At 63.5% G+C, this 26,519-nt stretch carries 24 protein-coding genes, 1 tRNA gene and 1 pseudogene; 12 read left to right on the forward strand and 14 right to left on the reverse strand.

Annotated elements, in window-relative coordinates; all coding sequences use genetic code 11:
* Window positions 1–53 precede the first annotated feature (53 nt).
* Together moaA and ACYUME_RS19540 are read left to right on the forward strand one after the other, a co-directional pair.
* Window positions 54–1,073, forward strand: coding sequence for a GTP 3',8-cyclase MoaA (gene moaA, locus ACYUME_RS19535; protein ID WP_460416399.1), 1,020 nt, complete (start codon window positions 54–56; stop codon window positions 1,071–1,073).
* Between the two features lie 21 nt (window positions 1,074–1,094).
* Window positions 1,095–1,994, forward strand: a complete 900-nt coding sequence (locus ACYUME_RS19540) for a bestrophin family protein (protein WP_279886513.1) — start codon at window positions 1,095–1,097, stop codon at window positions 1,992–1,994.
* A 211-nt stretch (window positions 1,995–2,205) separates the two neighbouring features.
* Here ACYUME_RS19540 and moaB read toward each other — a convergent pair whose 3' ends face one another.
* A complete protein-coding gene (gene moaB, locus ACYUME_RS19545) occupies window positions 2,206–2,745 on the reverse strand; it encodes a molybdenum cofactor biosynthesis protein B (protein ID WP_279886511.1) in 540 nt (179 codons plus the stop codon).
* 189 nt (window positions 2,746–2,934) lie between these two features.
* Here moaB and ACYUME_RS19550 point away from each other — a divergent pair, with 189 nt between their 5' ends.
* Window positions 2,935–3,822 (forward strand): LysR family transcriptional regulator, encoded by an 888-nt coding sequence (locus ACYUME_RS19550; RefSeq protein ID WP_279886508.1) that lies wholly within the window; start codon window positions 2,935–2,937, stop codon window positions 3,820–3,822.
* On the opposite strand, the gene ACYUME_RS19555 is transcribed toward ACYUME_RS19550, so the two are convergent.
* Window positions 3,810–4,589, reverse strand: a complete 780-nt coding sequence (locus ACYUME_RS19555; protein ID WP_460416402.1) for a PAS domain-containing protein — start codon at window positions 4,587–4,589, stop codon at window positions 3,810–3,812. The two genes, ACYUME_RS19550 and ACYUME_RS19555, sit on opposite strands and share 13 nt — an antisense overlap.
* Window positions 4,590–4,912: 323 nt before the next feature.
* Here ACYUME_RS19555 and ACYUME_RS19560 point away from each other — a divergent pair, with 323 nt between their 5' ends.
* From ACYUME_RS19560 to ACYUME_RS19580, 5 genes are all read left to right on the forward strand, one after another.
* Window positions 4,913–6,529, forward strand: coding sequence for an APC family permease (locus ACYUME_RS19560; protein ID WP_460416403.1), 1,617 nt, complete (start codon window positions 4,913–4,915; stop codon window positions 6,527–6,529).
* A gap of 110 nt (window positions 6,530–6,639) precedes the next feature.
* Window positions 6,640–7,566 (forward strand): 4-hydroxyproline epimerase, encoded by a 927-nt coding sequence (locus ACYUME_RS19565; protein ID WP_460416405.1) that lies wholly within the window; start codon window positions 6,640–6,642, stop codon window positions 7,564–7,566.
* 41 nt (window positions 7,567–7,607) lie between these two features.
* Window positions 7,608–8,555, forward strand: a complete 948-nt coding sequence (locus ACYUME_RS19570) for a dihydrodipicolinate synthase family protein (RefSeq protein WP_460416407.1) — start codon at window positions 7,608–7,610, stop codon at window positions 8,553–8,555.
* Between the two features lie 159 nt (window positions 8,556–8,714).
* Window positions 8,715–10,292 carry an aldehyde dehydrogenase (NADP(+)) gene (locus ACYUME_RS19575; protein WP_460416408.1) on the forward strand — a complete coding sequence of 526 codons (1,578 nt, stop codon included), beginning with the start codon at window positions 8,715–8,717 and terminating at the stop codon, window positions 10,290–10,292.
* A 3-nt stretch (window positions 10,293–10,295) separates the two neighbouring features.
* On the forward strand, window positions 10,296–11,534 hold the full coding sequence (locus ACYUME_RS19580; RefSeq protein ID WP_460416410.1) for an NAD(P)/FAD-dependent oxidoreductase: 1,239 nt from the start codon (window positions 10,296–10,298) through the stop codon (window positions 11,532–11,534).
* Window positions 11,535–11,719: 185 nt separating this feature from the next.
* On the opposite strand, the gene ACYUME_RS19585 is transcribed toward ACYUME_RS19580, so the two are convergent.
* Entirely contained in the window at window positions 11,720–12,811 is a 1,092-nt protein-coding gene (locus ACYUME_RS19585) for an NADH:flavin oxidoreductase/NADH oxidase (protein ID WP_460416412.1), read from the reverse strand.
* A 45-nt stretch (window positions 12,812–12,856) separates the two neighbouring features.
* On the opposite strand from ACYUME_RS19585, the gene ACYUME_RS19590 reads away from it, so the two are divergent.
* A complete protein-coding gene (locus ACYUME_RS19590) occupies window positions 12,857–13,192 on the forward strand; it encodes an ArsR/SmtB family transcription factor (protein WP_279885141.1) in 336 nt (111 codons plus the stop codon).
* A 169-nt stretch (window positions 13,193–13,361) separates the two neighbouring features.
* On the opposite strand, the gene mqo is transcribed toward ACYUME_RS19590, so the two are convergent.
* From mqo to ACYUME_RS19615, 5 genes are all read right to left on the reverse strand, one after another.
* Entirely contained in the window at window positions 13,362–14,999 is a 1,638-nt protein-coding gene (gene mqo / locus ACYUME_RS19595) for a malate dehydrogenase (quinone) (protein WP_460416413.1), read from the reverse strand.
* 325 nt (window positions 15,000–15,324) lie between these two features.
* Window positions 15,325–15,516 (reverse strand): DUF4223 family protein, encoded by a 192-nt coding sequence (locus ACYUME_RS19600; RefSeq protein WP_023630554.1) that lies wholly within the window; start codon window positions 15,514–15,516, stop codon window positions 15,325–15,327.
* Window positions 15,517–16,310: 794 nt separating this feature from the next.
* Complete coding sequence (locus ACYUME_RS19605; RefSeq protein ID WP_460416415.1) at window positions 16,311–16,553, reverse strand: hypothetical protein; 243 nt, start codon at window positions 16,551–16,553, stop codon at window positions 16,311–16,313.
* Window positions 16,554–16,564: 11 nt separating this feature from the next.
* Window positions 16,565–17,044, reverse strand: coding sequence for a hypothetical protein (locus ACYUME_RS19610; protein ID WP_460416416.1), 480 nt, complete (start codon window positions 17,042–17,044; stop codon window positions 16,565–16,567).
* 463 nt (window positions 17,045–17,507) lie between these two features.
* Window positions 17,508–19,490: an acyltransferase family protein gene (locus ACYUME_RS19615; protein WP_460416417.1), complete on the reverse strand. Its 1,983-nt coding sequence runs from the start codon at window positions 19,488–19,490 to the stop codon at window positions 17,508–17,510.
* Between the two features lie 499 nt (window positions 19,491–19,989).
* On the opposite strand from ACYUME_RS19615, the pseudogene ACYUME_RS19620 reads away from it, so the two are divergent.
* Window positions 19,990–20,088: pseudogene (locus tag ACYUME_RS19620) on the forward strand (hypothetical protein); the annotation flags it as partial.
* A 220-nt stretch (window positions 20,089–20,308) separates the two neighbouring features.
* Here ACYUME_RS19620 and ACYUME_RS19625 read toward each other — a convergent pair.
* From ACYUME_RS19625 to dapA, 5 genes are all read right to left on the reverse strand, one after another.
* A tRNA-Ser gene (locus ACYUME_RS19625) sits at window positions 20,309–20,398 on the reverse strand.
* Window positions 20,399–20,489: 91 nt separating this feature from the next.
* On the reverse strand, window positions 20,490–21,200 hold the full coding sequence (gene purC, locus ACYUME_RS19630) for a phosphoribosylaminoimidazolesuccinocarboxamide synthase (RefSeq protein WP_004375217.1): 711 nt from the start codon (window positions 21,198–21,200) through the stop codon (window positions 20,490–20,492).
* 29 nt (window positions 21,201–21,229) lie between these two features.
* Complete coding sequence (locus ACYUME_RS19635) at window positions 21,230–21,988, reverse strand: MBL fold metallo-hydrolase (RefSeq protein ID WP_279885128.1); 759 nt, start codon at window positions 21,986–21,988, stop codon at window positions 21,230–21,232.
* On the reverse strand, window positions 21,989–23,104 hold the full coding sequence (gene bamC, locus ACYUME_RS19640) for an outer membrane protein assembly factor BamC (protein WP_279885126.1): 1,116 nt from the start codon (window positions 23,102–23,104) through the stop codon (window positions 21,989–21,991).
* Between the two features lie 17 nt (window positions 23,105–23,121).
* Window positions 23,122–24,009, reverse strand: a complete 888-nt coding sequence (gene dapA, locus ACYUME_RS19645; protein ID WP_279885125.1) for a 4-hydroxy-tetrahydrodipicolinate synthase — start codon at window positions 24,007–24,009, stop codon at window positions 23,122–23,124.
* A 260-nt stretch (window positions 24,010–24,269) separates the two neighbouring features.
* Between dapA and ACYUME_RS19650 the strand changes: the two genes are divergently transcribed.
* Window positions 24,270–24,830: a glycine cleavage system transcriptional repressor gene (locus ACYUME_RS19650; RefSeq protein WP_028692994.1), complete on the forward strand. Its 561-nt coding sequence runs from the start codon at window positions 24,270–24,272 to the stop codon at window positions 24,828–24,830.
* A 10-nt stretch (window positions 24,831–24,840) separates the two neighbouring features.
* Complete coding sequence (locus ACYUME_RS19655; RefSeq protein WP_279885122.1) at window positions 24,841–25,314, forward strand: peroxiredoxin; 474 nt, start codon at window positions 24,841–24,843, stop codon at window positions 25,312–25,314.
* Window positions 25,315–25,428: 114 nt separating this feature from the next.
* On the opposite strand, the gene ACYUME_RS19660 is transcribed toward ACYUME_RS19655, so the two are convergent.
* A complete protein-coding gene (locus ACYUME_RS19660; RefSeq protein WP_460416419.1) occupies window positions 25,429–26,499 on the reverse strand; it encodes an AI-2E family transporter in 1,071 nt (356 codons plus the stop codon).
* Window positions 26,500–26,519 lie beyond the last annotated feature (20 nt).

The following is a 26,519-nucleotide window of genomic DNA, read 5'->3' on the forward strand; positions in this document are numbered from 1 at the left end:
TCAGGTTATAGCTTGAACCTTGTCTGCGGCCTTTCGCCGCCCCCTTCACTTCAATGCCGAGCGCGAACGTGGATAAGAACCCCCAGGCCCTGATCGACGGTTTCAACCGCAAAGTCGACTACCTGCGGATGTCGGTCACCGACCGCTGTGACTTCCGTTGCGTCTACTGCATGGCCGAAGACATGCAGTTCCTGCCGCGCCAGCAGATCCTCAGCCTCGAAGAGCTGTACCAGGTCGCCGAGCGCTTCGTCGCCCTGGGCACCCGCAAGATCCGCCTGACCGGCGGCGAGCCGCTGGTGCGCCAAGGCATCGTCGAACTGTGCGGGCGCATTGCCGCCCTGCCCGGCCTGCGCGAGCTGTGCCTGACCAGCAATGGCTCGCAACTCGGTCGCCTGGCCCAGCCACTATTCGACGCCGGCGTCTCGCGCCTGAACATCAGCCTGGACAGCCTCGACCCCGAACGCTTCCGCGCCCTGACCCGCACCGGCGACCTCGCGCAGGTGATCGCCGGCATCGACGCCGCGCGCGCCGCCGGTTTTCGCCGCACCAAGCTCAACGCGGTGGTGCTCAAGGGCCGCAACGACCACGAGATCGTCGACCTGGTGCGCTTCGCCATCGACCGCGAGCTGGACATTTCCTTCATCGAAGAGATGCCCCTGGGCGTGATCAGCGAGCATGAGCGCGGCGAGTCGTTCTGCTCCAGCGACGACGTGCGCGCCCGTCTGGCCGAGCACTTCACCCTGATCGAGTCGGCCGAATCCTCCCAGGGCCCGGCGCGCTACTGGCGCCTGGCCGAAGCGCCCAATACCCGGGTCGGCTTCATCTCGCCGCACAGCCACAACTTCTGCGCCACCTGCAACCGCGTGCGCCTGACCGTCGAGGGCCGCCTGCTGCTGTGCCTGGGCAACGAGCACTCCGTGGACCTCAAGCAGGTCCTGCGCCAGCACCCCGGCGACAGCGCGCGCCTGGAACAGGCCATTCGCGATGCCATGCAGCTCAAGCCCTATCGTCACCATTTCGAAGTCGGCGGCGAAGTGCAGATCCTGCGTTTCATGAACATGACCGGCGGCTGATCGGCCGCCTCTGGAACCGCCTTGATCGTCCATCCACGCCCCGACATGCTGCGTGTGCTGTTCACCCTCAAGGGCTCGATCGTGAAGCGCATCGCCCTGCGCTGCCTGGGCGTGACACTGCTGGCGGCGCTGATCGTGCTGATCGAGCGCCACTACCCGGCATTGTTCTATCCGGTCAGCGCCACGCCCTTCACCCTGCTGGGGCTGTCGCTGTCGATCTTCATGAGCTTTCGCAACAACGCCTGCTACGACCGCTGGTGGGAGGGCCGCAAGGCCTGGGGACGGCTGATCATCGAGGTGCGCTCGTTCGTGCGCGAAAGCGTGGCGATCGAGGATCGACACCTGCGCGCGCAGATGCTGCGCGGCCTGTGCGGTTTCGCCCATGCCCTCAACGCCCGGCTGCGCAACGAAGACGAACTGCCCCTGGCCCGCACCTGGCTGGCCGAGGACGCGCCGATCACCGCGCACAATGTGTGCGACGGTATCCTGCGCGATATCGGCGAACAGTGCTCACGGCTGGCGAAGGACGGCGCGATCAGCGAGTTCCGCTACACCGTGCTGGAGCAGCGCCTGACCGGGCTTTCGGACGTGCAGGCCACCTGCGAGCGGATCAAGGGCACGCCACTGCCCTTCCCCTATACCCTGCTGCTGCACCGCACCATCTACATCTTCTGCATGCTGCTGCCGTTCGCCCTGGCCGAACCGCTGGGCTGGCTGGCGCCGCTGTTCACCACCATCGTCAGCTACACGTTCTTCGGGCTGGATGCGATCGGCAACGAACTGGAAGATCCATTCGGGCGGGACGAGAACGACCTGCCGACCGATGCGATGGTGCGCACCGTCGAGCGCGATGTACTGTCGGCGCTGGGGCATGAGCCGCTGCCGCCGGCGTTGGTGCCGGTGGATCATGTATTGAGCTGATGGCCTCGTCGCGGGGCAAGTCGCATCGGCGCACCGCCGCTCCCAGGAACAGCACATGGCTTGAGGTCAGTGTGCTCCCTGTGGGAGCGGCTTTAGCCGCGAACACCGGCGCAGCCAGTGCCATGCGCCGCATCGCTTGCTTCGCGGGTGAACCCGCTCCCACAGGAGTTACGCAAGGCTAGGGGTCAGTGCGGTCGATGGATCCCTGTGCTCAACCTCGGCTTTCACATGGCCCGATCGGCTTCAGGTGCGCGACGAAGTTGCACGGCCGGTGCCGCGCATCCAGCTGTTCGGCGAGGATGCCCTCCCACGCCGTGCGGCACGCCCCGGTCGAGCCCGGCAGGCAGCACACCAGGGTACCGTTGGCCATGCCCGCCAGCGCCCGGCTCTGCACGGTGGAGGTGCCGATATCGAGAATCGACAGGGCACGGAACAGCTCGCCGAAACCATCGATGCGCTTGTCCAGCAGGCAGTCCACCGCCTCTGGCGTGCTGTCACGCCCGGTGAAGCCGGTGCCACCGGTGATCAGCACCACCTGCACCTGCTCGTCGGCGATCCAGGTGGCGACCTGGGCGCGGATCTTGTACAGGTCGTCCTTGAGCAGCTCCCGCGCCACCAGGCGGTGACCCACGCCGACGGCGCGGCTGGCCAGCAGCTCGCCGGAGGTGTCGGTATCGTAGGTACGGGTGTCGCTGACGGTCAGCACCGCAATGTTCAGCGGTACGAACACCGCGTCCGGTTTCACGCTCATGGCCTCTGCTCCAGGATTGAACTGGCGGCCACGTTAGAGACAAGCCAGGCGAGCGTCCAATCGATACCATGCAACGGATGATCGACGCCCTCTATCACTGGTGCTGAAAGCGTCGATCCGCTCACGAATGATTAGCCAGCTGCTTCACTCTTGGTTAAGGTCTATCCACCTTGCAACCCAGGCCGCACCATGGACATCAAACAGCTCAAGTTCCTCATCGCCCTCGACCAGACCCGCCACTTCGGCCAGGCCGCGGCGCTTTGCCATATCACCCAGCCGACCCTGTCCATGCGCCTGCGCAACCTCGAGGACGAACTGGACCTGGTGCTGGTCAAGCGCGGCCAGCGCTTCGAAGGCTTCACCGAAGCCGGCGAGCGCATTCTGGCCTGGGCCCGCACCCTGCTCGCCGCCCACGACGGCCTGCAGGCCGAGGCCGCCAGCTGCCGCGGTCAGGTGGTCGGCAGCCTGCGCCTGGGCACCGTGCCGCTGGCCAGCTTCAACCCGATGCAATTGCTGATGCCGCTGCGCGAGAAGTACCCCGAGCTCCATTTCCAGTTGTCGTCGCTGAGCTCCGAGCAGGTGGTCGATGGCCTGAGCCGCAACCAGCTCGACCTGGGCATCTGCTACCTCGACCAGGTCAACACCAGCTTCTTCGACGTGATCGAGCTGAGTACCACCACCATGGGCTTGCTGCACGATACCCGGCACTTCCACTTCGAGACCGACAGCCTGCGCTGGGACGACCTCGGCGACCTGCCCCTGGGCCTGCTGAGCAAGGGCATGCACTACCGCCAGTCCCTCGACCTGAGTTTTCGCAGTCGCGGCCTGGAACCCAACGCCGTGCTGGAGAGCGATTCGACCTTCCAGCTGATCCAGGCGATCAACACCGGCGTGTGCTGCGCGATCATGCCGCTGGACTGCGGGCTGGAGGAGCTCAGCCAGCACATGCGCATCATCCCGGTGCAGGACGCCAGCATCCACAGCCCGGTCGGCCTGTTGCTGCGCCGCAGCGAGCCACGCTCGGCCATCGCCGAGCAATGCTTCGACGAAGCCCGCGCGCTGTTTCAATCCTCCTGAGCCGTCGCCTGGCGGTACTGGCGCGGAGTGAAGCCGGTCAGTTGGCGGAACTGCCGGCTGAAGGCGCTGTGGTCGGTGTAGCCGCAGCGCAACGCCACCTCGATGATCGGCAGGTCGCTGTGCAGCAGCTGGTGCGCGTGCTCCAGACGGGCCTTGTGGATCATCTGCCGGGGCGTGAGGTGAAACACCCGCTTGCAGTAACGCTCCAGTTGCGCCACCGAGATACCGGCGATGCGGGTCAGCTCGCCCAGGCTGATCGGCTGATGGAAATGCGCGCGGATATGCGCATCCACCGCCGCCAGGCGCTGATAGGCCGGATGGGTGTCGGCGGCTGACTGCAGGTCGACCGAAATGCCCACCAGGCCGATGATCCTTCCTGCCGGATCGCACAGCGGGCGCTTGTGGGTCAGGCACCAGCCCGGTTCACGGCTGCCGTACAGGTGCAGCTCCAGCTGGTCTTCCAGCACCAGGCCTTGCTCCAGCACCCGCCGATCCTGCTCGGTGTAGCCGGGGCCAAGACGCGCCGGGAACACCTCGGCGCTGGTCTTGCCCAGCAACGGCTGCAACTGCTTCAGGCCACAGCGCTGCACCAGCGTGCGGTTGGCCAGCACATAGCGGGCCTGGTCGTCCTTGATGAAGATCGCCGCGTTGGTGATCACGTCGAGCATGGGCAGCAGCCAGACCACACCGGTGAGCAGGGCCTCGAGGGATTCGGGGCGGTGCTGGTCGAGGTGCTGGTACAGCGCTGTCAGTGAGGTCTTGAACATGCCGGATTTCTCTTTGGGATTTACCAGCCCTGTCGCGGGTCAAGCCCGCTCCCACGCCAGTTGCACGGTACTCGTGGGAGCGGGCTTGCCCCGCGATAGGCCGGCAACGCCAACCTAAATCACCCCAAGCCTGCCGCACCAGCCTTTCTGCCTGACTATGCCGATTTCGTCATCCCTCCTGCAGAAAACCATCAAGAACCGACGCCCTGATCGGTCCACTCTATGCCCCACGCAAGCCGCCCCACGACCTACAAGAGCGCGGCCGACCAAGCCGCATCGTGACATCAGACCTGCCTATCCAAAACCTACAAGAAGGCGCAACCATGTCAGGCAAATTCAAGAAACAGCTGTCACTGCTGGACCTCACCTTCATCGGCCTGGGCGCCATCTTCGGCTCCGGCTGGCTGTTCGCCGCCAGCCACGTCTCGGCCATCGCCGGCCCGGCCGGCATCCTCTCCTGGTTCCTCGGCGGCTTCGCCGTGCTGCTGCTGGGCATCGTCTACTGCGAACTCGGCGCCGCCCTGCCACGGGCCGGTGGCGTGGTGCGCTACCCGGTGTACTCCCATGGCCCGTTGCTCGGCTACCTGATGGGTTTCATCACCCTGATCGCCTTCTCCAGCCTGATCGCCATCGAAGTGGTCGCCTCGCGCCAGTACGCCGCGGCCTGGTTCCCGGCCCTGACCAAGACCGGCTCCAGCGACCCGACGGTACTCGGCTGGCTGGTGCAGTTCGCCCTGCTCGGACTGTTCTTCCTGCTCAACTACCGCAGCGTGAAGACCTTCGCCAAGGCCAACAACCTGGTCAGCGTGTTCAAGTTCATCGTGCCGCTGCTGGTGATCGGCGTGCTGTTCACCTTCTTCAAACCGGAGAACTTCGAGGTCCAGGGCTTCGCGCCGTTCGGCCTGTCCGGCGTGGAGATGGCGGTGTCGGCCGGCGGCATCATCTTCGCCTACCTGGGGCTCACGCCGATCATCTCGGTGGCCAGCGAGGTGAAGAACCCGCAGCGCACCATCCCCATCGCGCTGATTCTTTCGGTGCTGCTGTCCACCGCGATCTACGCCCTGCTGCAACTGGCGTTCCTCGGCAGCGTGCCGACCGAAATGCTCGCCAACGGCTGGGCCGGAGTGACCAAGGAACTGGCCCTGCCCTACCGTGACATCGCCCTGGCCCTGGGCGTCGGCTGGCTGGCCTACCTGGTGGTGGCCGACGCGGTGATCTCGCCCAGCGGCTGCGGCAACATCTACATGAACGCCACCCCACGGGTGGTCTACGGCTGGGCGCAGACCGGCACCTTCTTCAAGTACTTCACCCGCATCGACGAGCAGTCCGGCATCCCGCGCCCGGCACTGTGGCTGACCTTCGGCCTGGCGGTGTTCTGGACCCTGCCGTTCCCATCCTGGGAAGCGCTGATCAACGTGGTGTCCGCCGCCCTGGTGCTGAGCTACGCGGTGGCCCCGGTATCGGTCGCCGCCCTGCGCCGCAGCGCCCCCGACATGGCCCGGCCGTTCCGGGTCAAGGGCATGGGCGTGCTCGGCCCGCTGTCGTTCATCATCGCCGCGCTGATCGTCTACTGGTCGGGCTGGAACACCGTGTCCTGGCTGCTGGCGCTGCAGATCGTGATGTTCGTGCTGTACCTGCTGTGCCGCCGCTTCGTGCCCACCGAACACCTGTCGCTGGGCCAGCAGGTGCGCTCGTCGGCCTGGCTGATCGGCTTCTATGCCGTGACCATTTTCCTTTCCTGGCTGGGCAGCTTCGGCGGCCTGGGCGTGATCGGCCATCCGCTGGACACCGTGATCGTCGCCGCCAGCGCCCTGGGCATCTACTACTGGGGCGCGGCCACCGGCGTGCCGGCCCAACTGGTGCGGCTCGATGGCGACGATGAAAGCGAAGCGGGTGCCGAAACGCATCGCGGACACGAGCCGGCTGCACTGGCCTCCTGAACAGACGGGAATCTCGTGGGAGCGGGCTTGCCCCGCGATTCAGGGCAAGCGGCCTCATCGCGGGGCAAGCCCGCTCCCACGATTCCCCCCACGTTGGAACGAACTGACCTATGAAAGAGATCCACGTCATCGACTCCCATACCGGCGGCGAACCGACCCGCCTGGTGATGAAGGGCTTCCCGCCCCTGCACGGCCGCAACATGGCCGAGCAGCGCGACGAACTGCGCGAGCTGCACGACCACTGGCGCCGCGCCTGCCTGCTGGAGCCGCGCGGCAACGATGTGCTGGTGGGCGCGCTGTACTGCCCGCCGGTCTCTGCGGATGCCACCTGCGGGGTGATCTTCTTCAACAATGCCGGCTACCTGAACATGTGCGGCCACGGCACCATCGGCCTGGTCGCCTCGTTGCGCCACCTGGGCCTGATCGAACCGGGCCAGCACAAGATCGACACGCCGGTCGGCCCGGTCAGCGCCACCCTGCATGACGACGGCGCCATCACCGTCGGCAACGTGCCGTCCTACCGCTACCGCCAGCAGGTGGCGGTGGACGTGCCAGGGCATGGCCTGGTACGCGGCGACATCGCCTGGGGCGGCAACTGGTTCTTCCTGGTGTCCGAGCATGGCCAGCGCATCGCGCTGGACAACCGCGAAGCGCTCACTGACTACACCTGGGCCTTGCTCAAGGCCCTCGAAGCCCAAGGCATCAGCGGTGAAGACGGCGCCCCGATCGACCACGTCGAGCTGTTCGCCGACGATGCCAACGCCGACAGCCGCAACTTCGTCATGTGCCCCGGCAAGGCCTACGACCGCTCGCCCTGCGGCACCGGCACCAGCGCCAAGCTGGCGTGCCTGGCCGCCGACGGCAAGCTCGCCGAAGGCCAGACCTGGGTCCAGGCCAGCATCACCGGCAGCCAGTTCCACGGCCGCTACGAACGCGACGGCGAACGCATTCGCCCGTTCATCACCGGCCGCGCCCATATGACCGCCGACAGCACCCTGCTGATCGACGAGCAGGATCCGTTCGCCTGGGGCATCTGACCCCGTTCATTTCCCACTGAATACCGCCAGGAGTGACAACAATGACCGACAACATCTTCACCGGCACCATGCCCGCCCTGATGACCCCCTGCACCGCCGAGCGCAAGCCGGACTTCGACGCCCTGGTGCGCAAGGGCCGCGAACTGATCGACGCCGGCATGAGCGCGGTGGTGTACTGCGGCTCGATGGGCGACTGGCCGCTTTTGACCGAGGCCGAGCGCCAGGAGGGCGTGGCGCGCCTGGTGGCCGCCGGCATCCCGACCATCGTCGGCACCGGCGCGGTGAACACTCGTGAAGCGGTGTCCCATGCCGCCCACGCCGCCAAGGTCGGCGCCGCCGGCCTGATGGTCATCCCCCGGGTGCTGTCCCGTGGCGCCTCGCTGACCGCGCAGAAGCACCACTTCTCGGCGATCCTCGGCGCCGCGCCGAAGCTGCCGGCGGTGATCTACAACAGCCCCTACTACGGTTTCGCCACCCGCGCCGACCTGTTCTTCGAGCTGCGCCGCGAGTACCCCAACCTGATCGGCTTCAAGGAGTTCGGCGGCGCCGCCGACCTGCGCTACGCCGCCGAGCACATCACCTCCCAGGACGACGACGTGACCCTGATGGTCGGCGTCGACACGCAAGTGGTGCATGGTTTCGTCAACTGCAACGCCACCGGCGCCATCACCGGCATCGGCAACGCGCTGCCCCGTGAAGTGCTGCAATTGGTCAGCCTGAGCAAGCGCGCCGCCAAGGGCGATGCCAAGGCCCGACGCCAGGCCCGGGAGCTGGAGTCGGCGCTGGCGGTGCTGTCTTCGTTCGATGAAGGCTGCGACCTGGTGCTGTACTACAAGCACCTGATGGTGCTCAACGGCGACAGCGAGTACCGCCTGCACTTCAACGAAACCGACGCCCTCACCGACGCCCAGCGCCACTACGCCGAACAGCAGTACGCGCTGTTCCGCACCTGGTACGCCAGCTGGTCGGCCGAGCAGAACCAGGCTTGATATCGAGGACAGGCCGCCCTCCCCTGTGGGAGCGGGTTCACCCGCGAACACCGGCAAAGCCGGTGCCATGCACCGAGTTGCTTGTTTCGCGGGTAAACCCGCTCCCACAGGGTCGCGGTACGCCCTTGATTCTGAATTTTATTTCCAAAGGATGTCCTCATGCCCCTCACCGGTAACCTGCTAATTGGCCAACGCTCCGTGGTCGGCACCGAAGCACCGATCCGCGCCATCGATCCGGCCAGCAACCAGGCCCTGGAACCCGCCTACGCCGGCGCCAGCGCCGCACAGGTCACCCAGGCCTGCGCCCTGGCCTGGGCGGCATTCGATGCCTACCGCGAAACCACCCTGGAACAACGCGCCCACTTTCTCGAAACCATCGCCGAGCAGATCGAAGCCCTGGGCGATGCCTTGATCGACCGCGCCAACGCCGAGACCGGCCTGCCCGAGGCTCGTCTGCTGGGCGAGCGCGGCCGCACCTGCGCGCAACTGCGCACCTTCGCGCGCGTGGTCCGGGCCGGTGAATGGCTGGATGTACGCGTGGACAACGCCCTGCCCGAGCGCCAGCCACTACCGCGTCCCGACCTGCGCCAACGCCAGGTTGCCCTGGGGCCGGTGGCGGTGTTCGGCGCCAGCAATTTCCCGCTGGCCTTCTCGGTGGCCGGCGGCGACACCGCCTCGGCACTGGCCGCCGGTTGCCCGGTGCTGGTCAAGGCCCATGGCGCCCACCCCGGCACCAGCGAACTGGTCGGCCAGGCCGTGGCCCGGGCGGTCGCGCAGTGCGAGCTGCCCGACGGCGTGTTCTCGCTGCTGTACGGCGCCGGCCGTGAGGTCGGTATCGGTCTGGTCAGCGACCCACGCATCAAGGCCGTCGGCTTCACCGGTTCGCGCAGCGGCGGCCTCGCGTTGTGCCAGGCCGCCCAGGCACGTCCCGAGCCAATCCCCGTCTATGCCGAAATGAGCGCGATCAACCCGGTGTTCCTCTTCGAAGCGGCCCTGCAGGCCCGAGCGGAACCTCTGGCCCAAGCCTTCGTCACTTCGCTGACCCAGGGCGCCGGCCAGTTCTGCACCAACCCCGGGCTGCTGATCGCCCGCCAGGGTCCAGCCCTCGAGCGCTTCATCGATGCCGCCGCCGAGCATGTCCGGCAAGCCGCAGCGCAGACCATGCTCACCCCCGGCATTGCCAGCGCCTATGCCAATGGCGTCGCCGCACTGGGTGAGAACCGCAATGCCCGCCAGATCGCCAGCGGCCAGCCCAATCAAGGCCCGAACCAGTGCCAGGCGCACCTGTTCGCCACCTCGGCCCAGGCGTTTCTCGCCGACCCGGCGCTGCAGGCCGAAGTGTTCGGCGCCGCCTCGCTGCTGGTCGCTTGCGACAGCGACGAGCAGATCCGTCAGGTCGCCGAACACCTGGAAGGACAGCTGACCGCCACCCTGCACCTGGACGCCGCCGACCTCGACCGCGCCCGGCAGTTGCTGCCCACCCTCGAACGCAAAGCCGGGCGGATCCTGGTCAACGGTTGGCCGACCGGGGTCGAGGTGTGCGACGCGATGGTCCACGGCGGTCCGTTCCCGGCCACTTCCGACACCCGCGCTACCTCGGTGGGCACCGCGGCGATCCTGCGTTTCCTGCGCCCGGTGTGCTACCAGGACTTCCCCGATGCACTGCTGCCCGATGCGCTGCAACACGGCAACCCGCTGCAGCTGCGCCGCTTGCTCGATGGCCGGCGGGAAGGCTGAACCATGGCCGCCACTGACACGGACATCGCCGTGGTCGGCGCCGGCATCGTCGGCGTCGCCTGCGCCCTGCAGCTGGCCCGCCAGGGCCGCCGGGTGCTGCTGATCGATCGCCAGGCGCCGGGCCACGGTGCGTCGTTTGGCAATGCCGGGCACCTGGCCACCGAGCAAGTGTTCCCCATCGCCGACCTGTCGATTCTCAAGCGCCTGCCGGCCATGCTGCTGGACCCGATGGGCCCGCTGCGCCTGGACTGGAAGTACCTGCCACGGGCCCTGCCCTGGTTCACCCGTCTGCTGCTCAACCTGCGACCGGCGCCGTTCCAGCGCAGCGTCGCGGGCCTTCGTGCGCTGAACGAAAGCAGCCTCGGCGCCTGGCAACGGCTGCTCGCCTCCATCGATCGCGGCCACTTGCTCAAGGAAGACGGTTCGCTGCTGGTATTCGAACGCCACGAATCGCGCCAGGCGCTCACGACGTTGCGCGCCCGCATGCAGGCACAGGCCGTGCCCGTGGACCTGTGGTCGGCAGAAGCGGTGAGCGAAGCGGCACCGCAGTTGAGCCCGTCGATCCTGGGTGGCCTGTTCTTCCCGCGCACCGGTCACTTCCTCGACCCCTATCAGGTGGTCTGCGAGCTGTTCAGCGCCGCCAGGGCCAGTGGCGTGCGCTTTCTGCGCGCCGAGGTCGATGGCGGCCAGGTGCATGGCCAGGGCATCAGCCTCGCCAGTGACCAGGGCACCCTCGAGGCCCGCCAGGTGTTGATCAGCGCCGGGGCACATTCGGCCAGGCTCACGGCCGCCCTGACCGGTCGGCAGGTACCGCTGGATACCGAGCGCGGCTACCACCTGATGCTGCCGGCGGAGCATCAACGCCTGCCGTTCGCCGTCACCTCGCTGGAGCGCAAGTTCATCATGACGCCCATGGCCGACGGCCTGCGCCTGGCCGGCACGGTGGAGTTCGCCGGGCTCGAGGCGCCGCCGAGCATGCAGCGGGCGTGGCAACTGCATCGGTTGAGCAAGGGCTTGTTCCGGCGCGAGCTGGATGCCGAGGGGGCGACGCCGTGGATGGGGTTCCGGCCTTCGCTGCCGGATTCGCTGCCGGTGATCGACCGGGTGGCCGATGGCAAGGTGTTGCTGGCGTTCGGGCACCAGCACCTGGGGTTGACCCAGGCGGCGGTGACGGCGGAGTGGGTGGGACAGTTGGCTGCGGGGGCCGAGGGGGAACAGGCGTACAGGTTGGATCGATTCTGATTTTTCGGGCACCAGGCCGTTCAAAGAATAACGTTGCAAACACTACCAGCGTGGGAGCGGGCTTGCCCCGCGATCACCGGCAAAGCCGGTGCCATACACCATATCGCGGGGCAAGCCCGCTCCCACGCTGCCCCAGTGAGATCAAAGAATTAGGTCTTGCCTCATGAGAGCGGCCCCAGCCTCACTCAGCGATACCGCTCAAGCCAGTGCGCATAAGGCGCCGGCAGCGTCCACGCCGCCTTGTCCACGCCCAGTGCCTTGGCAGCAGCATACGGCCAGTGCGGATCAGCCAGGTGCGCACGTCCCACCGACACCAGGTCGAGCTGGTTGGCCTGCAAAGCGCCCTCGGCCAGCTCCGGCGTGCCAAAGCCCCAGGCCGAGGTCACCGGCAGCTTCGCTTCGCGGCGCACCCGCTCGGCGATCGGCCCCAGGAACGCCGGGCCCCACGGGATGTTGGTCTGGGGAATGGTGAAGCCGACGCTGACACTCAGCAGATCGAGACCGCCAGCCTTGAAGCGACGGGCCAGTTCGATGGACTCCTGCAGGGTCTGCTCGTCACGGCCATCGTATTCCACCACGCCAAAGCGAGCGGTCAACGGCAGGTTCTCCGGCCACACCTCACGCACGGCGGCCAGGGTTTCCAACAGGAAGCGCGTGCGGTTGTCGAAGCTGCCGCCATAGGCGTCGGTACGCTGGTTGGAGTGCTCGGAGAAGAAGCTCTGGCCCAGGTAACCATGGGCGAAGTGCAGCTCGATCCACTCGAAGCCGGCATCGCGGGCACGGCGCGCGGCCTCGACGAAGTCCTGCTTGACCCGGGCGATATCGTCCAGGGTCATGGCCTTCGGCACTTTCGGCAGGTTGCCGCCGAAGGCGATGGCGGATGGGGCGATGGTGTCCCAGCCACGGGCATCGTCGGTGGCGATATGGTCGTCACCTTCCCAGGGACGGTTGGCGCTGGCCTTGCGACCGGCGTGGGCAATCTGGATGCCCGGCACGGAACCGGCGGCCTTGATCGCCTTGACCACCGGCACGAAAGCCTGGGCCTGGGCGTCGTTCCAGATGCCGGCGCAGCCGGGGGTGATGCGCCCTTCCGGCGAAACGGCGGTGGCCTCGACCACCACCAGACCGGCACCGCCACGGGCCAGGCCGGCCAGGTGGACATGGTGCCAGTCGTTGATCAGGCCATCCTCGGCCATGTACTGGCACATCGGCGGAATGGCGATGCGGTTGCGCAGGGTGACGTCTTTGAGGGTATAGGGTTCGAACAATGCAGCCATGACGAGACTCCAGGATGTTTACGATTGTTCGATCATATTCGAACTATGGCAATTTGTGAAACCCCCGTTATCATGTCGTCCATGCGAGCCTATACCCACCCCAATCCCGAAGACCTGACGCTGGAGCGCCTGCTCTACGCCCTGAGCGACCCTGTGCGCATGGAAATCGTGCGCCACCTGGCGGGCGTCGCCGAGGCCAGCTGCGGCGAACTGGACGGTGGCCGGCCCAAGTCCAGCATGTCCCATCATTTCCGTGTCTTGCGTGATTCCGGGTTGGTGTACACCCGCAACGTCGGTACCACGCACATGAACTCGCTGCGCGGCGACGCGCTCGAAAGCCGCTTTCCAGGGTTGCTGGGCAGCATTCTCGAACAGCGTTGAGCCTGTCGAAAAATCCTGCAGTACCTGAGACAGCGATAAACCCGCTCCCACAGAGGACAGTGCGCGCCCGACGGGCTGGGCAATCTTTGGCAGGCAAAAAAAAACCACGAGGCCGCCAGGGGCGATCCTCGTGGTCGGTGTTGCCGGGCAAGCCCGGCAAGCAGGGGCCTTACAGCGCCATGTCGTTCGCAGGCTTGCTCTCGACCGGTGCGGCTGGCGCCACGCGGGTCTCGACGCTCTGGTCGATCACCGGCGGCTTCTCCAGCTGCAGGACTTCGGCGGTGTAGTCCCACTCTTTCTGGGTGGCGGCGGCCGAATCGTTCAGCTTGGTGCCGTAGCTCGGGACGATCTCCTTGATCCGGGCCTGCCACTCAGGGGTGGCGACCTTCTCCTTGAACACGGTTTCCAGCACGTTGAGCATGATCGGCGCGGCGGTCGAGGCACCTGGCGAGGCGCCCAGCAGGCCGGCGATGGTGCGGTCTTCGGAAGCCACGACCTCGGTGCCCAGCTTCAGCACGCCACCCTTGTCGGCGTCACGCTTGATGATCTGCACGCGCTGACCGGCTTGCCACAGTTTCCAGTCTTCCTTCTTGGCGTTCGGGAAGTAGGTCTGCAGGGCGGCGAAACGGTCGTCGTCGGACTGCATCAGCTGGCCGGCGAGGTACTCGACCAGCGGGTACTGGTCGATGCCGACACGGGCCATCGGCCAGACGTTGTGGGTGGTGGTGCTGCTCAGCAGGTCCAGGTACGAGCCGTTCTTCAGGAACTTGGTCGAGAAGGTGGCGAATGGCCCGAACAGGATCACGCGCTTGCCGTCCAGCACGCGGGTATCCAGGTGCGGAACCGACATGGGTGGCGCGCCGGTCGAGGCGATGCCGTAGGCCTTGGCCATGTGCTGCATGGCAACGGTCGGGTTCTCGGTCACCAGGAACGAGCCGCCCACCGGGAAGCCTGCGTATTCCTTGGCTTCCGGAATGCCCGACTTCTGCAGCAGCTTCAGCGCGCCGCCGCCGGCGCCGATGAACAGGAACTTGGCGTCGGTGGCGTGCTCGGTGCCATCCTTCAGGTTCTTGTACTCGACGTGCCAGGAGCCGTCTTCGTTGCGGGTGATGTCCTGCACTTCGCTGGACAGCTTCAGGTCGAAGTTCTCTTTGGTCTTCAGGTGACCGACGAACTGACGGGTGATCTCACCGAAGTTGACGTCGGTGCCGATCGGGCTCCAGGTCACGGCCAGCTTCTGGCTTGGATCGCGGCCTTCCATCATCAGCGGGACCCACTTGGCGATCTGCGCGTGGTCTTCCGAGTACTGCATCGAACGGAACAGCGGGCTGGCCTGCAGGGCGTCGTAGCGCTGCTTCAGGAACTTGATGTTGTCATCGCCCCAGACGAAGCTCATGTGCGGGGTGGTGTTGATGAACGAGTGCGGGTTCTTCAGCACGCCCTGGCGTACCTGCCAGGCCCAGAACTGGCGGGAGATCTGGAACGACTCGTTGATCTCGATGGCCTTGGTGATGTTGACCTTGCCATCTTTGTCCAGCGGGGTGTAGTTCAGCTCGGCCAGCGCGGAGTGGCCGGTACCGGCGTTGTTCCAGCCGTTGGAGCTCTCTTCGGCGACGCCATCCAGGCGCTCGACCATTTCCATCGACCAGGTCGGCTCCAGCTCGTTGAGCCAGACCGCCAGGGTGGAACTCATGATGCCGCCGCCGACCAGCAGCACGTCGACTTTCTTGGTGTCTTCGGCGTGCGCTTGCATGAAGCTCGCCGCGACTGCCAGACCCAGCAAGGTCTTGCCAGCTTTCTTGAACATTGATCGATTCCAGTCAGTAGAACGGAGGGTGGGCCTGTGGCTGGCCCGGATTTCCATGTTCTTCAGCGCAGGCTTGTTGTGATCATTGTTCAGCAGCCAGAGAGACATTGGACGTGCCAGCCTTTGGTCGGATTGACCGACAAGGCTGAAACGATTTACGGATTGTAACCGAATTGCCAGCACAAACAAACGCGGGCCGGGGCGTCAAGACGACAGGTTGCCACGCGACAAGCCGCCACGCCCTAAAAACAAAAACCCCCGGCCACATCCATGGCCGGGGGTCTTGGATCAGGCCGCGAGCGACCCGATCAGGGTATTTCCAAGATTACTGCTGCTGGGGCAGTTTATCGATCGGGCCGCAGCCGCCGATGATCTTGGAGATGGAAACCGATGGGTGGAACAGGTAGTCGTACGAGCAGTTCTTAGGCTGGTTGTAGACCTGGCCAGTGCAGCCGGACAGCAGGGCAACGCCCGAAACGACAGCAACAGCGACAGTAGCTTTGATCAGCTTTTTCATAACAATCCTTATAATCCATGATCCACCATCACACTGATGGCGCGCGGATCATACGGGAAAAGGGGGTGTGAGCGAAAGGCGTTAGTACAGTTGCACTCGTTGACGGTGGTCAACTAACAAGTTGTCGGCACGGTAACTAAGCGTATTGAACTAATTGCTAAAACGTTACAGTTTGGCGTAGTTCGCGCAGATCGCCCCCTTCCTACAGGCTACCGCGCACCCTGTAGGAGCGGCCTTGTGTCGCGAAAGGGTCGCAAAGCGACCCCGGCGTTCTTGAACTGGAGCGTTCATACCCAAGAATCGCAAAAGCCTTGAACGAATGGCCCTGCTGTTTAATGCAGAAAGCCCCGTAACGCGAACTATGGGGCTTTTAGCCAGGATGCCTGCATTTCAAGATCTTTGGGCGCGAGAGCGATTGACCGAGTGAAGGCCACCAGGTGTCCGCCGCGCCCCTTGCAGCGCCTACCAAATCGAGCGCCGCCCGCGCGGCGCATCGCGACGCAAGGCCGCTCCTACATTTGTTGCAACGTGCCGAACCTGTCAGGCCATGGTTGCCCGCCTTGGTGCCTGTCTTGAGACAGGTGAGGCGCCAGTGGTGCCCACACTGAAACCGCGTCGGACCAACAAGGCGGACGAGGTAATGGCACAGGATTGACTGGCCCGAAACAGATGTAGGAGCGGCCTTGCGTCGCGATGCGCCGCGCGGGCGGCGCTCGATCTGAAAGGCGCTGCAACGCTAACGTCGAACACCTCGAAAAACCTCAGCCAAGATACCGGCAAGGATCTTTATCGCATCAAGCAACCTGTTCGAATCGTCGCCGCCTCACGAACAGGCCCACGCCCACCCCCGTGGCAAGCACCGACAGCAATCCCAGGTCCAACCCGAACAAACGGGCCTGGCTGACAACGATGCAACCGCCAACACCGATCACCACCAACACCACCCCAAGCCACTTGCGCAGCGGGTAAGGCCTGAGAAACCGATCCAGCAGGCCGTAAAGCACCAGGGCGATGACCGCATAGATAATTTCGGACACAGACGCCTCCCTCAGGTCTTGATAATCAGGGTCGAGGTGGTGTGCTGCGGCCCGATGCCGCCATTGACCTGCGCCTCGATGCTGACCAGCACATCGCCGGCATGATAGGTGGGCAGGACGTCATTGGCATAAGCACGTACCCCAGCGCCCACCGGCACACCAACGTAGGGCGATGCTACAGAACTGGTGGCAGCGGCGAACGCCGAGGCGGCGAGGTTGGCAACCTTGGTGCGCTGGGCATTGAGGGTATCGCCCTGCTGGCGGGTCAGCGGCTTGGAGATGCCGATCTTCATCACACAGGGAAGCCCCTTGGCCAACATCCTGTCGTACGTCTCGACAACCTTGCTGTTGACCTCGTAATGGGCGCTTCTCGCTTCGCCGAAATGCAGCTCGCGCAGGCGCCCGCGCGAGCTGTCGGTCAGGGTGATCTGCGAGACGTTGAAGACGATCCCGTGGTTGCCCATGTATTGGAAAGTCCCTTCGAACTTCATTGCACGCATCCTTACGCAAACAAAGGTCGCGATTCTCTATGACACGTGATGCAGCTGCAAATCGTGGCAGGTTGCCAGCAGCGGATGACGCTAGCGGTTTCCTGCTGCCTCCAGTTCTTTGCGCGCTTGATGCCCAGACGCCAATGCCGGCTATTGGCGAAGCCGTTGCAAAAAAGAGGGACAATGAAAAAGCCCCGAGACTTTCATCTCGGGGCCTTCTCATGTACGGCGGAGAGATAGGGATTTGAACCCGTCCGCCTTGCGCATCAAGCCGCTTTGGGGCGGTAAACACTGACAATCGCCACGTCAACAATGGCTCATCGCGGCCCAATGCGGCCCCATTTTTGCCCTAAATCCGCCCTAAAACTCGGTCGTGCCCAGGCTCCCAAATGTCATAGCAGCCTGATCTGTGCCCCCCCTGTTTCAATCCCCGTTCTCCGCACCAGGTGCGACGGCGGGTTGCTTACTGCTTGGCGAAGTCTGCGGTATTAAAGATGCTGCGAAACATCGGAATCAGCAGGTTTCCTCCCCGCTCGCTCAGGTGGTCGTCGTCAAAATAGATGGGGCGCCCGTTCACGCCGCCCATGCAGTTCTTGTCATCACAGAGATAGGGCGTAGGGTCGAGAATCTTGACTCCGCATTGTTTTGCTGCCATGTCCTGGGTCTCCCAAGCGAAAGCATTTCGCCTGTGATATTCATCCACTGATACCGCGACATCTCTAGCCTTACCCAACAGCAGCGCGCGTCCCATGGCAAGCGGAACGTTGACCATCATTTCTGGAGTGGGGCGAACCATATACACCGGGCGACTCTTTGCGAGCTCGCATGCAGTGCTGATTAAGCCTTCTCGCATTTCCTGCAGGAACTCGGGGCTACGCGCCGGGTAAGGCTTGGTCAGATAAAGATTCGGCACGCCTGCATCAAGAGGTCGATCAACCTCATTGAACCCAAATAGATAGACAGACATTCGACTGATCAGAACGACAGGTACGTGTGCAGGCAGCGACTTTTGCTTTATCAGGAACTGCTTGACCACTTCGCCACAGCGATAACTGGAGTCATTACCTTTTATACCAGCGATGGTTGGGCATCCGCTGTAAGTCCAATCCAGTGCGTATAAATTCTTTTCTGGCAGTGCCTTTTCGATTGAGCGGATCATTGCCTCGCCATGACTGTCCCCTAAGACGATAACGCCTAGTTGGTCACCGCCATACCTGCATTCAGGTACAGGTGTTAGTCCGTTGACATGGCATTCAGTGAAACGTGGATTTCTGTTTTTCGCCTCTTCGAAAGCGGCCAGCGCTTCCGGAGGGAATTTCTTATAAAGCCCTGGTTGTGTCTGCACCAGCCAGCCTGCAAATGCCAATATGGTCACCGCGGCACATATGGCTCCAAGCCCGGAGGGAATGCTGATGCGTGATAATCTCTTTCGCGCAGGATTTTCCACTAGACGATAGGAGAGCCAGCCGAGCGCCAAGGTAAAAGCGAGTCCGGTAGCGATTGCGGCGGGCTGGTTCTGGCGCAGCAGATAGTAAAGCGCAGCCACAAACGGCCAGTGCCAGAGATAAAGGGAGTAGGACCAGTCTCCCAACCTTTGAGCAATAGCTGAACCCGTCCACATTGAGTCCTGGCGACCTGCGAGTATAACCAGCACCGTGCCAATTACTGGAGTTAATGCGTGCCAACTTGGCCACAGGGTATCCTTACTGAACACGGCGAGGCAGGCAATAATTAGGCTGAACCCTAAGTATTCAAAGGTACTTTTGAGCCAGCTTGGTAGGTGAAACCTGTTTGCGATGAGATACGCAAGGGCCCCAACTGTCATTTCCCAGGCTCTGGAGGGAAGTAAGTAGAATGCCTCAGAAGTCTGCTTGGGGGTAATGAAAATCGAATATGCCAGAGACAGCAAAAATACGAACCCGAGCACTGCAATCAAAGTATTGCGGCGCGGGTGTACGCGCCATGAAATCAGCATGACCACAGGGAGAATTAAGTAGAATTGCCACTCTACGGACAAGGACCAAGTATGCAGCAGCAATTTGTCGTGCGAGGCCAAGTCAAAATATCCAGACTCCCCCCAGAAAACGAAGTTAGAGACGAATAATATAGCCGAAACGACGTGCTTCCCGAGCATTTTAAAGTAAGTCGGGGAGAGTAGGAACCAGCCTACAATGATAAGTACAAGACAGAGAACGAGGAGTGGCGGGATAATTCGCTTCGCCCTGGAATAATAGAATCGCAGCAGTGAAAAAGAACCGCGCCCATTCGACAGCGTCGTTTCATGAAGCTCAGAAAATATAATTCCGGCCATCAGATATCCTGAGATGACGAAGAATATATCCACGCCAACGAATCCGCCGCCGAACCCAGGAATTCCAAAATGATAGAGGATTACAAAAACTACGGCCCAGGCTCGCAATCCATTAATATCGCGCCTGAAATCCATGCTATTCCGTCTCAAGGGAACCTCTTTATCTAGGTGTTGCACTCATCAAAGCTCGGTGGTTATGTTGTGTTCAACAGGATGCCTGTTGAGTAGGCTTGGAATCATCGCATAATTCAGCGCGGTGATACTAGATTGACACGACACACAAATTGATCAGGGCTTTGCCCCCCTCTTATGCCGAGCCGCACTAGCTGCACTCGGCACCATCTCCGAAGGTGAATAACTCTGAGTTGACGACCTATATCCTCCCCACCCCTCACTTTGCCTCTTCTCAGCAAATAAACAGCACATACACCAATCGTGCTGGGGTATTGACGAGAAAAAGCGCGCAAGCCCCATACACAAAGGGCCTGCGCGCTTTTTGTATCTACCTGCGAAATGCCCAAAGGGCACTGAATAGCGCTCGGCTTGCTCCGTTGCCTCCTGGGATTTCACAGCAGAAGTCAACTACCCCCCCGCCTCCTGAACATTCAGTGCCCACCACCTGGCAGTTGCAAGCTACATCCACGGGTTTTACAACAGCAGCCGACTGCACTCAGCACTGGGCTATCGTTCACCGAACGAATATGCAAAAGGCTTGAGGAAGGCGGCTCAATAGCCAGCCTCTTGGCGTCCATTGTCACGGAACAGGCCCATCCGTCCCCTTTTGCTTTTGGTGCTCTTTTGGTGCTAGCACCCAAGCATGGAAGGGGCACTTGATCGAGCGCCTCGTCCTGACGTTCAATGCGGCCCGTACAGGCGTTCGCCCTAGCCAGATACCCAAAACGACGAAGCCCCCGAAAACTCAACGTTTTCGGGGGCTTCGACTACTTCGCATATGGCGGAGAGATAGGGATTTGAACCCTAGGTACTGTTGCCAGTACAACGGATTTCGAATCCGTCCCGTTCGACCACTCCGGCATCTCTCCAATGGCGCGCATCATACCAGCGATTTCGTTTCTGGCAAACCTTTTTTGAAAAAAATTCGCGTGGTATCAGGCGCTTGCGTGAACGCGCCGCTTACAGCGGCACGCCCAGGCGCTTGGCGACTTCTTCGTAGGCTTCGATCACGTCGCCCAGACCCTGGCGGAAGCGGTCCTTGTCCATCTTCTTGCGGGTTTCCTTGTCCCACAGGCGGCAGCCGTCCGGGCTGAATTCGTCGCCCAGGACGATCTGGCCGTGGAACACGCCGAACTCCAGCTTGAAGTCGACCAGCAAGAGGCCCGCGTCATCGAACAGCTTGCTCAGCACTTCGTTGACCTTCAGCGACAGCTTCTTCATCTCGGCCAGTTGCTCGGCGGTGCCCCAGCCGAAAGCGACAACATGGGATTCGTTGATGAAGGGGTCGCCCTTCTCGTCGTTCTTCAGGAACAGCTCGAAGGTGGACGGCTCCAGCTTGATGCCCTCCTCCACGCCCAGGCGCTTGACCAGGCTGCCAGCAGCGTAGTTGCGCACCACGCACTCGACCGGGATCATGTCGAGCTTCTTCACCAGGCACTCGTTGTCGCCCAGCAGCTTGTCGAACTGGGTCGGCACGCCGGCTTCTTCGAGCTTCTGCATGATGAAGGCATTGAACTTGTTGTTCACCATGCCCTTGCGGTCGAGTTGTTCGATGCGCTTGCCGTCGAACGCCGAGGTGTCGTTACGGAACAGCAGGATCAAGCGGTCGGCGTCGTCAGTTTTGTAAACCGATTTGGCCTTGCCGCGGTAGAGTTCGTCGCGTTTTTCCATGATGGGCTCCGCTTGCTTGAGTAGGTGGGCTAGGCGATCTGGCGCCAGTCGAGCCCTTGATCTTGGTTGGCCACCTGGAGCCAGTCCGGGTCGCACCCGAGGGCGTCGACAAAGCACTGGCGGGCCAGGTGTGGCAGGTTGTTCTTGCTGCTGAGGTGGGCCAGCACCAGGTGCTGCAGGCGTTGCCAGCCCAACTCGGCCACCAGGCTCGCGGCCTGGTGGTTGTTCAAATGTCCCTGGCTGCCGCCGACCCGCAGCTTGAGAAAGCGCGGGTAGTGCCCACGGGCCAGCAGGTCGCGGCAGTGGTTGGCCTCGATCAGCAACGCATCCAGATCCTGGTAGCGCGCCAACAGATGGCTGTCGTAGCTGCCCAGGTCGGTCAGCATGCCAAAGCGGCGGCGACCATCGCTGATCACATACTGCAACGGCTCGTAGGCGTCATGCTCGACCCGCGAGGCACTGACCTCCAGCTCGCCGATGCGCAGCACGTCGCCACAACCGATGAAACCGGCCACTTCAACCGGCTTGCGCAGCCCGCGCAAGGTACCCTGGCTGAGGTAGACCGGTACATTGTAGCGGCGCGACAGCAACCCCACCCCATGCACGTGGTCGGCATGTTCATGGGTCACCAGCACCGCGCTCAGTTGCGTGGCCGACACCCCGAGCAGCGCCAGGCGCCGCTCGGTCTCGCGCAGGGAAAAGCCGCAGTCGACCAGGATGAAGGTGTCACCACTGGCGATGAGCGTGCCGTTTCCCTGGCTGCCGCTTCCGAGAACCGCGAAGCGCACTTAGCCCAGACGGTCCTGGATCGCGCTCAGCACGCGGCGGGCCACATCGGCCGGGGCCACGGTGTTGATGTTCTTCTCGACGGTCACCTGGACGTTCTCGCCAACCTTGCTCAGGCGTACCTGGTAGCGTTCAGCACGGGCTTCACGCTCTTCCTTGGACGGCTCGCTACCGAACAGGCGACTGAAGAAGCCAGGCTCCTTCTGCTTGTCGTCAGGCTTCTCGGACAGGTTGATGTAGTACAGGCCCAGGCTGCGGTTGATGTCCTCGACGCGCCACTCGCCCTGTTCCAGGGCGCGGCCGACGCCGGACCAGGCGCGATCCAGGTCGGAACCGAGGTACAGCACCGGGTTGCCGCTGCCGTCCTCGCTCAGGCTGACCTGGCTCGGGGCATCAAAATCGCGAGCGGCGAGCAGGGATACCGAACCGCCCTTCTCGGCGCTGCGGTTCATGCTGGCCAGCATCTCGTCGACCAGCAGCGCATCGGCGCCGCTGTTGCTGGCGCTGGATGGGAAATCAGGCTCGGCGCTGCTGCCGGCCGGACGCTCGACCGTGACCACATACACCTCGGAGGTGTTGCGCTGCACGCCGGGTTCCATACGCACCCGCACACGGACTTCGCTGTCCGGGCTGCTGGAGGCGCTGGCCAGACGCTGGCCGAGGGAGGCCGACAGTTCGTCGAAGCGCTGCCAGGTGGTGTTGAATTCGCCGGTCTGCGGGCGCTCTTCGGCGATACGGAAACCGTTGTCCTCGAAGAACTGGCGAGCCACCGGCCAGACTTCGGCCGGCGCATGCTGGGCCAGCACCCAACGGCTGCTGCCGCTGCGCTGCAAGGTATAGTCGCTGACGTCGGCGCTGGCCGACAGCGGCTGCGGACGGGGTACCTCGAACTCGCCAGTGGCGCGATCGTCGGCCACGTTGCGCGGGATCGGCAGCAGCGGGTCCAGGCGTTTGACGTTGCTGGCGTCCGGCGGCAGCTGCATTGGCGCGGTCGGGTGCGCCTGCAGGTAATCGCTGCCGCGGTCGCGGAAATAGCCATCCTCGCCCCACAGCCAGCCGCACCCACTGGTGCTGGAAATGATCAGGGCGAGAGCGGAAAGACCAGCCAGTCGCTTCATGCGGTGTACTTCCTCGATTAAACCAGTACGCCGGACTGGCGCAAGGCAGTACGGACTTTTTCGTGACAGCCTTCGCTCAGCCAGGTCAGCGGCAGGCGGATGCCCTGCTGCATCAGGCCCATTTCGACGAGTGCCCATTTCACCGGGATCGGGTTGGCCTCGCAGAACAGGTCTTTATGCAGCGGCATGAGTTTTTCGTTGATCGCGCGGGCCTTCTCGGCATTGCCCTCGAGGGCGGCCTCGCACAGGTCGGCCATTTCGCGCGGGGCGACGTTGGCGGTGACCGAGATGTTGCCCTTGCCGCCCATCAGGATCAGCTCGACGGCAGTCGGATCGTCGCCGGAGAGGACGATGAAGTCCTTGTCGACGCCGTCCAGGATGGCCTTGGCACGGACCAGGTCGCCGGTCGCTTCCTTGATGCCGATGATGTTCTTGACCGTCGACAGGCGGATCACGGTATCGGCCTGCATGTCGCAGGAGGTGCGGCCGGGCACGTTGTAGAGGATCTGCGGGATGTCGACGGCCTCGGCGATGTGCTTGAAGTGCTGGTACAGGCCTTCCTGGGTCGGCTTGTTGTAGTACGGCACGACGAGCAGGCAGGCGTCGGCGCCGGCATTCTTGGCGTTCTTGGTCAGGTGCACGGCTTCGGCAGTGGAGTTGGCACCGGTACCGGCGATCACCGGGATGCGCTTCTTGCTGTGCTTGACCCGCTCGACCACGTGCTTGATCACCAGGATGTGCTCCTCGACATCCAGGGTCGCGGATTCACCGGTGGTGCCGACAGCGACGATCGCATGGGTACCCTTTTCCAGATGGAAGTCTACAAGCTTGTCGAGGCTGTCCCAGTCCAGACGCCCTTGTGCATCCATGGGTGTGACCAATGCCACCATACTGCCCGCAATCATGAAACTGCTCCTGCCGGAAAAAGAGAGCGGTAATGGTACTGGCGCCATCGGCCTTGCACAAGCGAAGCAGGCGGGCGGAGCATTCCCCTTCGCGCCGGTTTTCGCTACCCTTGATCCTTTGATCGGTGCAGTCCGGCCCGCCGGGCCGTCGACAGTGCTCCCGGCCTGCGTCCACAGCCGCCAAAACCGGCCAGGGCCCTGCTGACAAAGGAGGCTTGCCCCCGTCCTGCACCGACCGCTCATCGCTTTAGGAATGCTGCATGTCCACCCCCACCGTTCGCGAACAATTCCTCGTCATCAGCGCCCTGGGCCCCAACCCCATGGAACTGGCCAACGTTCTCAGCCGCGCGGCCTTCGACAACCGCTGCGCGGTGGTCACCTCGCGCCTGTCGCGCCACGGCGAGACCAGCGCCCTGGTGCTGCAGGTCGGCGGCAGCTGGGATGCCCTGGCCCGCCTCGAAGCCACGTTGCCAGGCCTGGGCAAGAAGCACGGCCTGACCCTGGACGTGGTGCGCAGCGCCGACCAGGAAGTGCGCCCGCAGGCCCTGCCCTATGTGGCCTACGTCAGCGCCGCCTATCGCCCGGACATCATCAACGAGCTGTGCCAGTTCTTCCTCGACCACCGCGTCGAGCTCGAAGCGATGACCTGCGACACCTACCTCGCGCCGCAGACCGGCAGCAGCATGCTCAACGCCCAGTTCACCGTGATCCTGCCGGCCGGCACCCAGATCAGCTGGCTGCGCGATCAGTTCCTCGACTTCGCCGACGCCCTGAACCTGGACGCGCTGATCGAACCGTGGCGCCCACAGAACCCTATGTAAGGAAGCTCCCATGGCCGTAGCACTCGACCAACCCGTCGCCGATTTCCAGGCCCAGGCCACCAGCGGCCAGGCCGTCAGCCTCGCCGAACTCAAGGGCCAGCAGGTGGTGCTGTACTTCTATCCCAAGGACAGCACCCCGGGCTGCACCACCGAAGGCCAGGGCTTCCGTGACCAGCATGCGGCGTTCCAGGCCGCCAACACCGTGGTGTTCGGTGTGTCGCGCGATGGCATCAAGTCCCATGAGAACTTCAAGGCCAAGCAGGGCTTCACCTTCGAGCTGATCAGCGACAAGGACGAGGCGCTGTGCCAGCTGTTCGACGTGATCAAGCTGAAGAAGCTGTATGGCAAGGAGTATTTGGGCGTGGACCGCAGCACCTTCCTGATCGACAAGGACGGTGTGCTGCGCCAGGAATGGCGTGGGGTGAAGGTGCCGGGGCATGTGGATGCCGTGCTTGCGGCAGCCCAAAACCTTAACAAGGCTTGAGGGCGCTGGGGGCGCTTTGCGCCCCATTCGCGACACAAGGCCGCTCCTACAGGGGAACGCGATCCCTGTAGGAGCGGCCTTGTGTCGCGATAGGGCTGCAAAGCAGCCCCAAAACTACAGCATCGGCGCCACAGACCTGTCCTGCCGTGGCCAGGCATCCAGCACTGCCTTGAACAGCGTCGCCAGCGGGATCGCGAAGAAGATCCCCCAGAACCCCCACAGCCCGCCGAACAGCAGCACCGCGCAGATGATCGCCACCGGGTGCAGGCTCACCGCCTCGGAGAACAGCAGCGGCACCAGCACGTTGCCATCGAGCGCCTGGATGATCGCGTACACCGCCATCAGGTAGATGAACTGGTCGCCCCAGCCCCACTGGAACAGCGCGATCAGCGTCACCGGCACCGTCACCACCACCGCGCCGACATACGGCACCACCACCGACAGCCCCACCAGCAGCGCCAGCAAGGCCGCATAGTTGAGCCCCAGGCTGATGAAGGCGATATAGGTGGCGATCCCGCAGATCAGGATCTCGATGCCCTTGCCGCGGATATAGTTGGCGATCTGCCGGTTCATCTCGTCGCCTACCCGGTTGAGCAGGCTGCGCTGGCGCGGCAGATAGCCGCTGACCCAGCGACCGATCAGCTCGCGGTCCTTGAGGAAGAAGAACACCAGGATCGGCACCAGCACCAGGTAGATCATGGCGTTGACCAGCAGCGGCAGGCTCGACAGCGAGAAAGTCAGCGCCCACTGGCCGAACTTGCCGATCTCACCGCGCACCGACTCGATGGCGCGCAGCACCTGCTCGTCCGACACCAGATGCGGGTAGCGCTCCGGCAGCAGGAGCAGCAACGACTGCCACTTGCCGAGCATGCCCGGCAACTCGTTGAACAAGGTGATCAACTGATGCCAGAGCAGCGGCACCAGTACCAGCAGGAACACCGCCAGCGCGCCCATGAACAAGGCGAACACCAGCCATACCGCGATCCGGGTCGGCACCCGGAGGCGCTCCAGGGCATTGACCAGGCCCTGCATGAGAAACGCCAGCACCATGCCGGCCAGCACCGGCGCGAGCATGCCGCCCAGGGTCAGTACCACCGTGAAGGCCAGGAACAGCAGGACCGCCAGCACCACCGCCTCCTCGTCGGAGAAGTAGCGCTGCATCCAGTCGCGTAGCACTTTGAACATTGACGATCCTTGGAAAAAGA

The organism is Pseudomonas sp. microsymbiont 2 (genome assembly GCF_054788395.1).

Coding starts and splice junctions, on each gene's coding strand:
- moaA (WP_460416399.1), top strand. CDS start 54: ATGCCGAGCGCGAACGTGGATAAGAACCCCCAGGCCCTGATCGACGGT.
- moaB (WP_279886511.1), bottom strand. CDS start 2,745: ATGAGCGTGAAACCGGACGCGGTGTTCGTACCGCTGAACATTGCGGTG.
- ACYUME_RS19550 (WP_279886508.1), top strand. CDS start 2,935: ATGGACATCAAACAGCTCAAGTTCCTCATCGCCCTCGACCAGACCCGC.
- ACYUME_RS19555 (WP_460416402.1), bottom strand. CDS start 4,589: ATGTTCAAGACCTCACTGACAGCGCTGTACCAGCACCTCGACCAGCAC.
- ACYUME_RS19560 (WP_460416403.1), top strand. CDS start 4,913: ATGTCAGGCAAATTCAAGAAACAGCTGTCACTGCTGGACCTCACCTTC.
- ACYUME_RS19565 (WP_460416405.1), top strand. CDS start 6,640: ATGAAAGAGATCCACGTCATCGACTCCCATACCGGCGGCGAACCGACC.
- ACYUME_RS19570 (WP_460416407.1), top strand. CDS start 7,608: ATGACCGACAACATCTTCACCGGCACCATGCCCGCCCTGATGACCCCC.
- ACYUME_RS19575 (WP_460416408.1), top strand. CDS start 8,715: ATGCCCCTCACCGGTAACCTGCTAATTGGCCAACGCTCCGTGGTCGGC.
- ACYUME_RS19580 (WP_460416410.1), top strand. CDS start 10,296: ATGGCCGCCACTGACACGGACATCGCCGTGGTCGGCGCCGGCATCGTC.
- ACYUME_RS19585 (WP_460416412.1), bottom strand. CDS start 12,811: ATGGCTGCATTGTTCGAACCCTATACCCTCAAAGACGTCACCCTGCGC.
- ACYUME_RS19590 (WP_279885141.1), top strand. CDS start 12,857: ATGGCAATTTGTGAAACCCCCGTTATCATGTCGTCCATGCGAGCCTAT.
- mqo (WP_460416413.1), bottom strand. CDS start 14,999: ATGTTCAAGAAAGCTGGCAAGACCTTGCTGGGTCTGGCAGTCGCGGCG.
- ACYUME_RS19600 (WP_023630554.1), bottom strand. CDS start 15,516: ATGAAAAAGCTGATCAAAGCTACTGTCGCTGTTGCTGTCGTTTCGGGC.
- ACYUME_RS19610 (WP_460416416.1), bottom strand. CDS start 17,044: ATGAAGTTCGAAGGGACTTTCCAATACATGGGCAACCACGGGATCGTC.
- ACYUME_RS19615 (WP_460416417.1), bottom strand. CDS start 19,490: ATGGATTTCAGGCGCGATATTAATGGATTGCGAGCCTGGGCCGTAGTT.
- purC (WP_004375217.1), bottom strand. CDS start 21,200: ATGGAAAAACGCGACGAACTCTACCGCGGCAAGGCCAAATCGGTTTAC.
- bamC (WP_279885126.1), bottom strand. CDS start 23,104: ATGAAGCGACTGGCTGGTCTTTCCGCTCTCGCCCTGATCATTTCCAGC.
- dapA (WP_279885125.1), bottom strand. CDS start 24,009: ATGATTGCGGGCAGTATGGTGGCATTGGTCACACCCATGGATGCACAA.
- ACYUME_RS19650 (WP_028692994.1), top strand. CDS start 24,270: ATGTCCACCCCCACCGTTCGCGAACAATTCCTCGTCATCAGCGCCCTG.
- ACYUME_RS19655 (WP_279885122.1), top strand. CDS start 24,841: ATGGCCGTAGCACTCGACCAACCCGTCGCCGATTTCCAGGCCCAGGCC.
- ACYUME_RS19660 (WP_460416419.1), bottom strand. CDS start 26,499: ATGTTCAAAGTGCTACGCGACTGGATGCAGCGCTACTTCTCCGACGAG.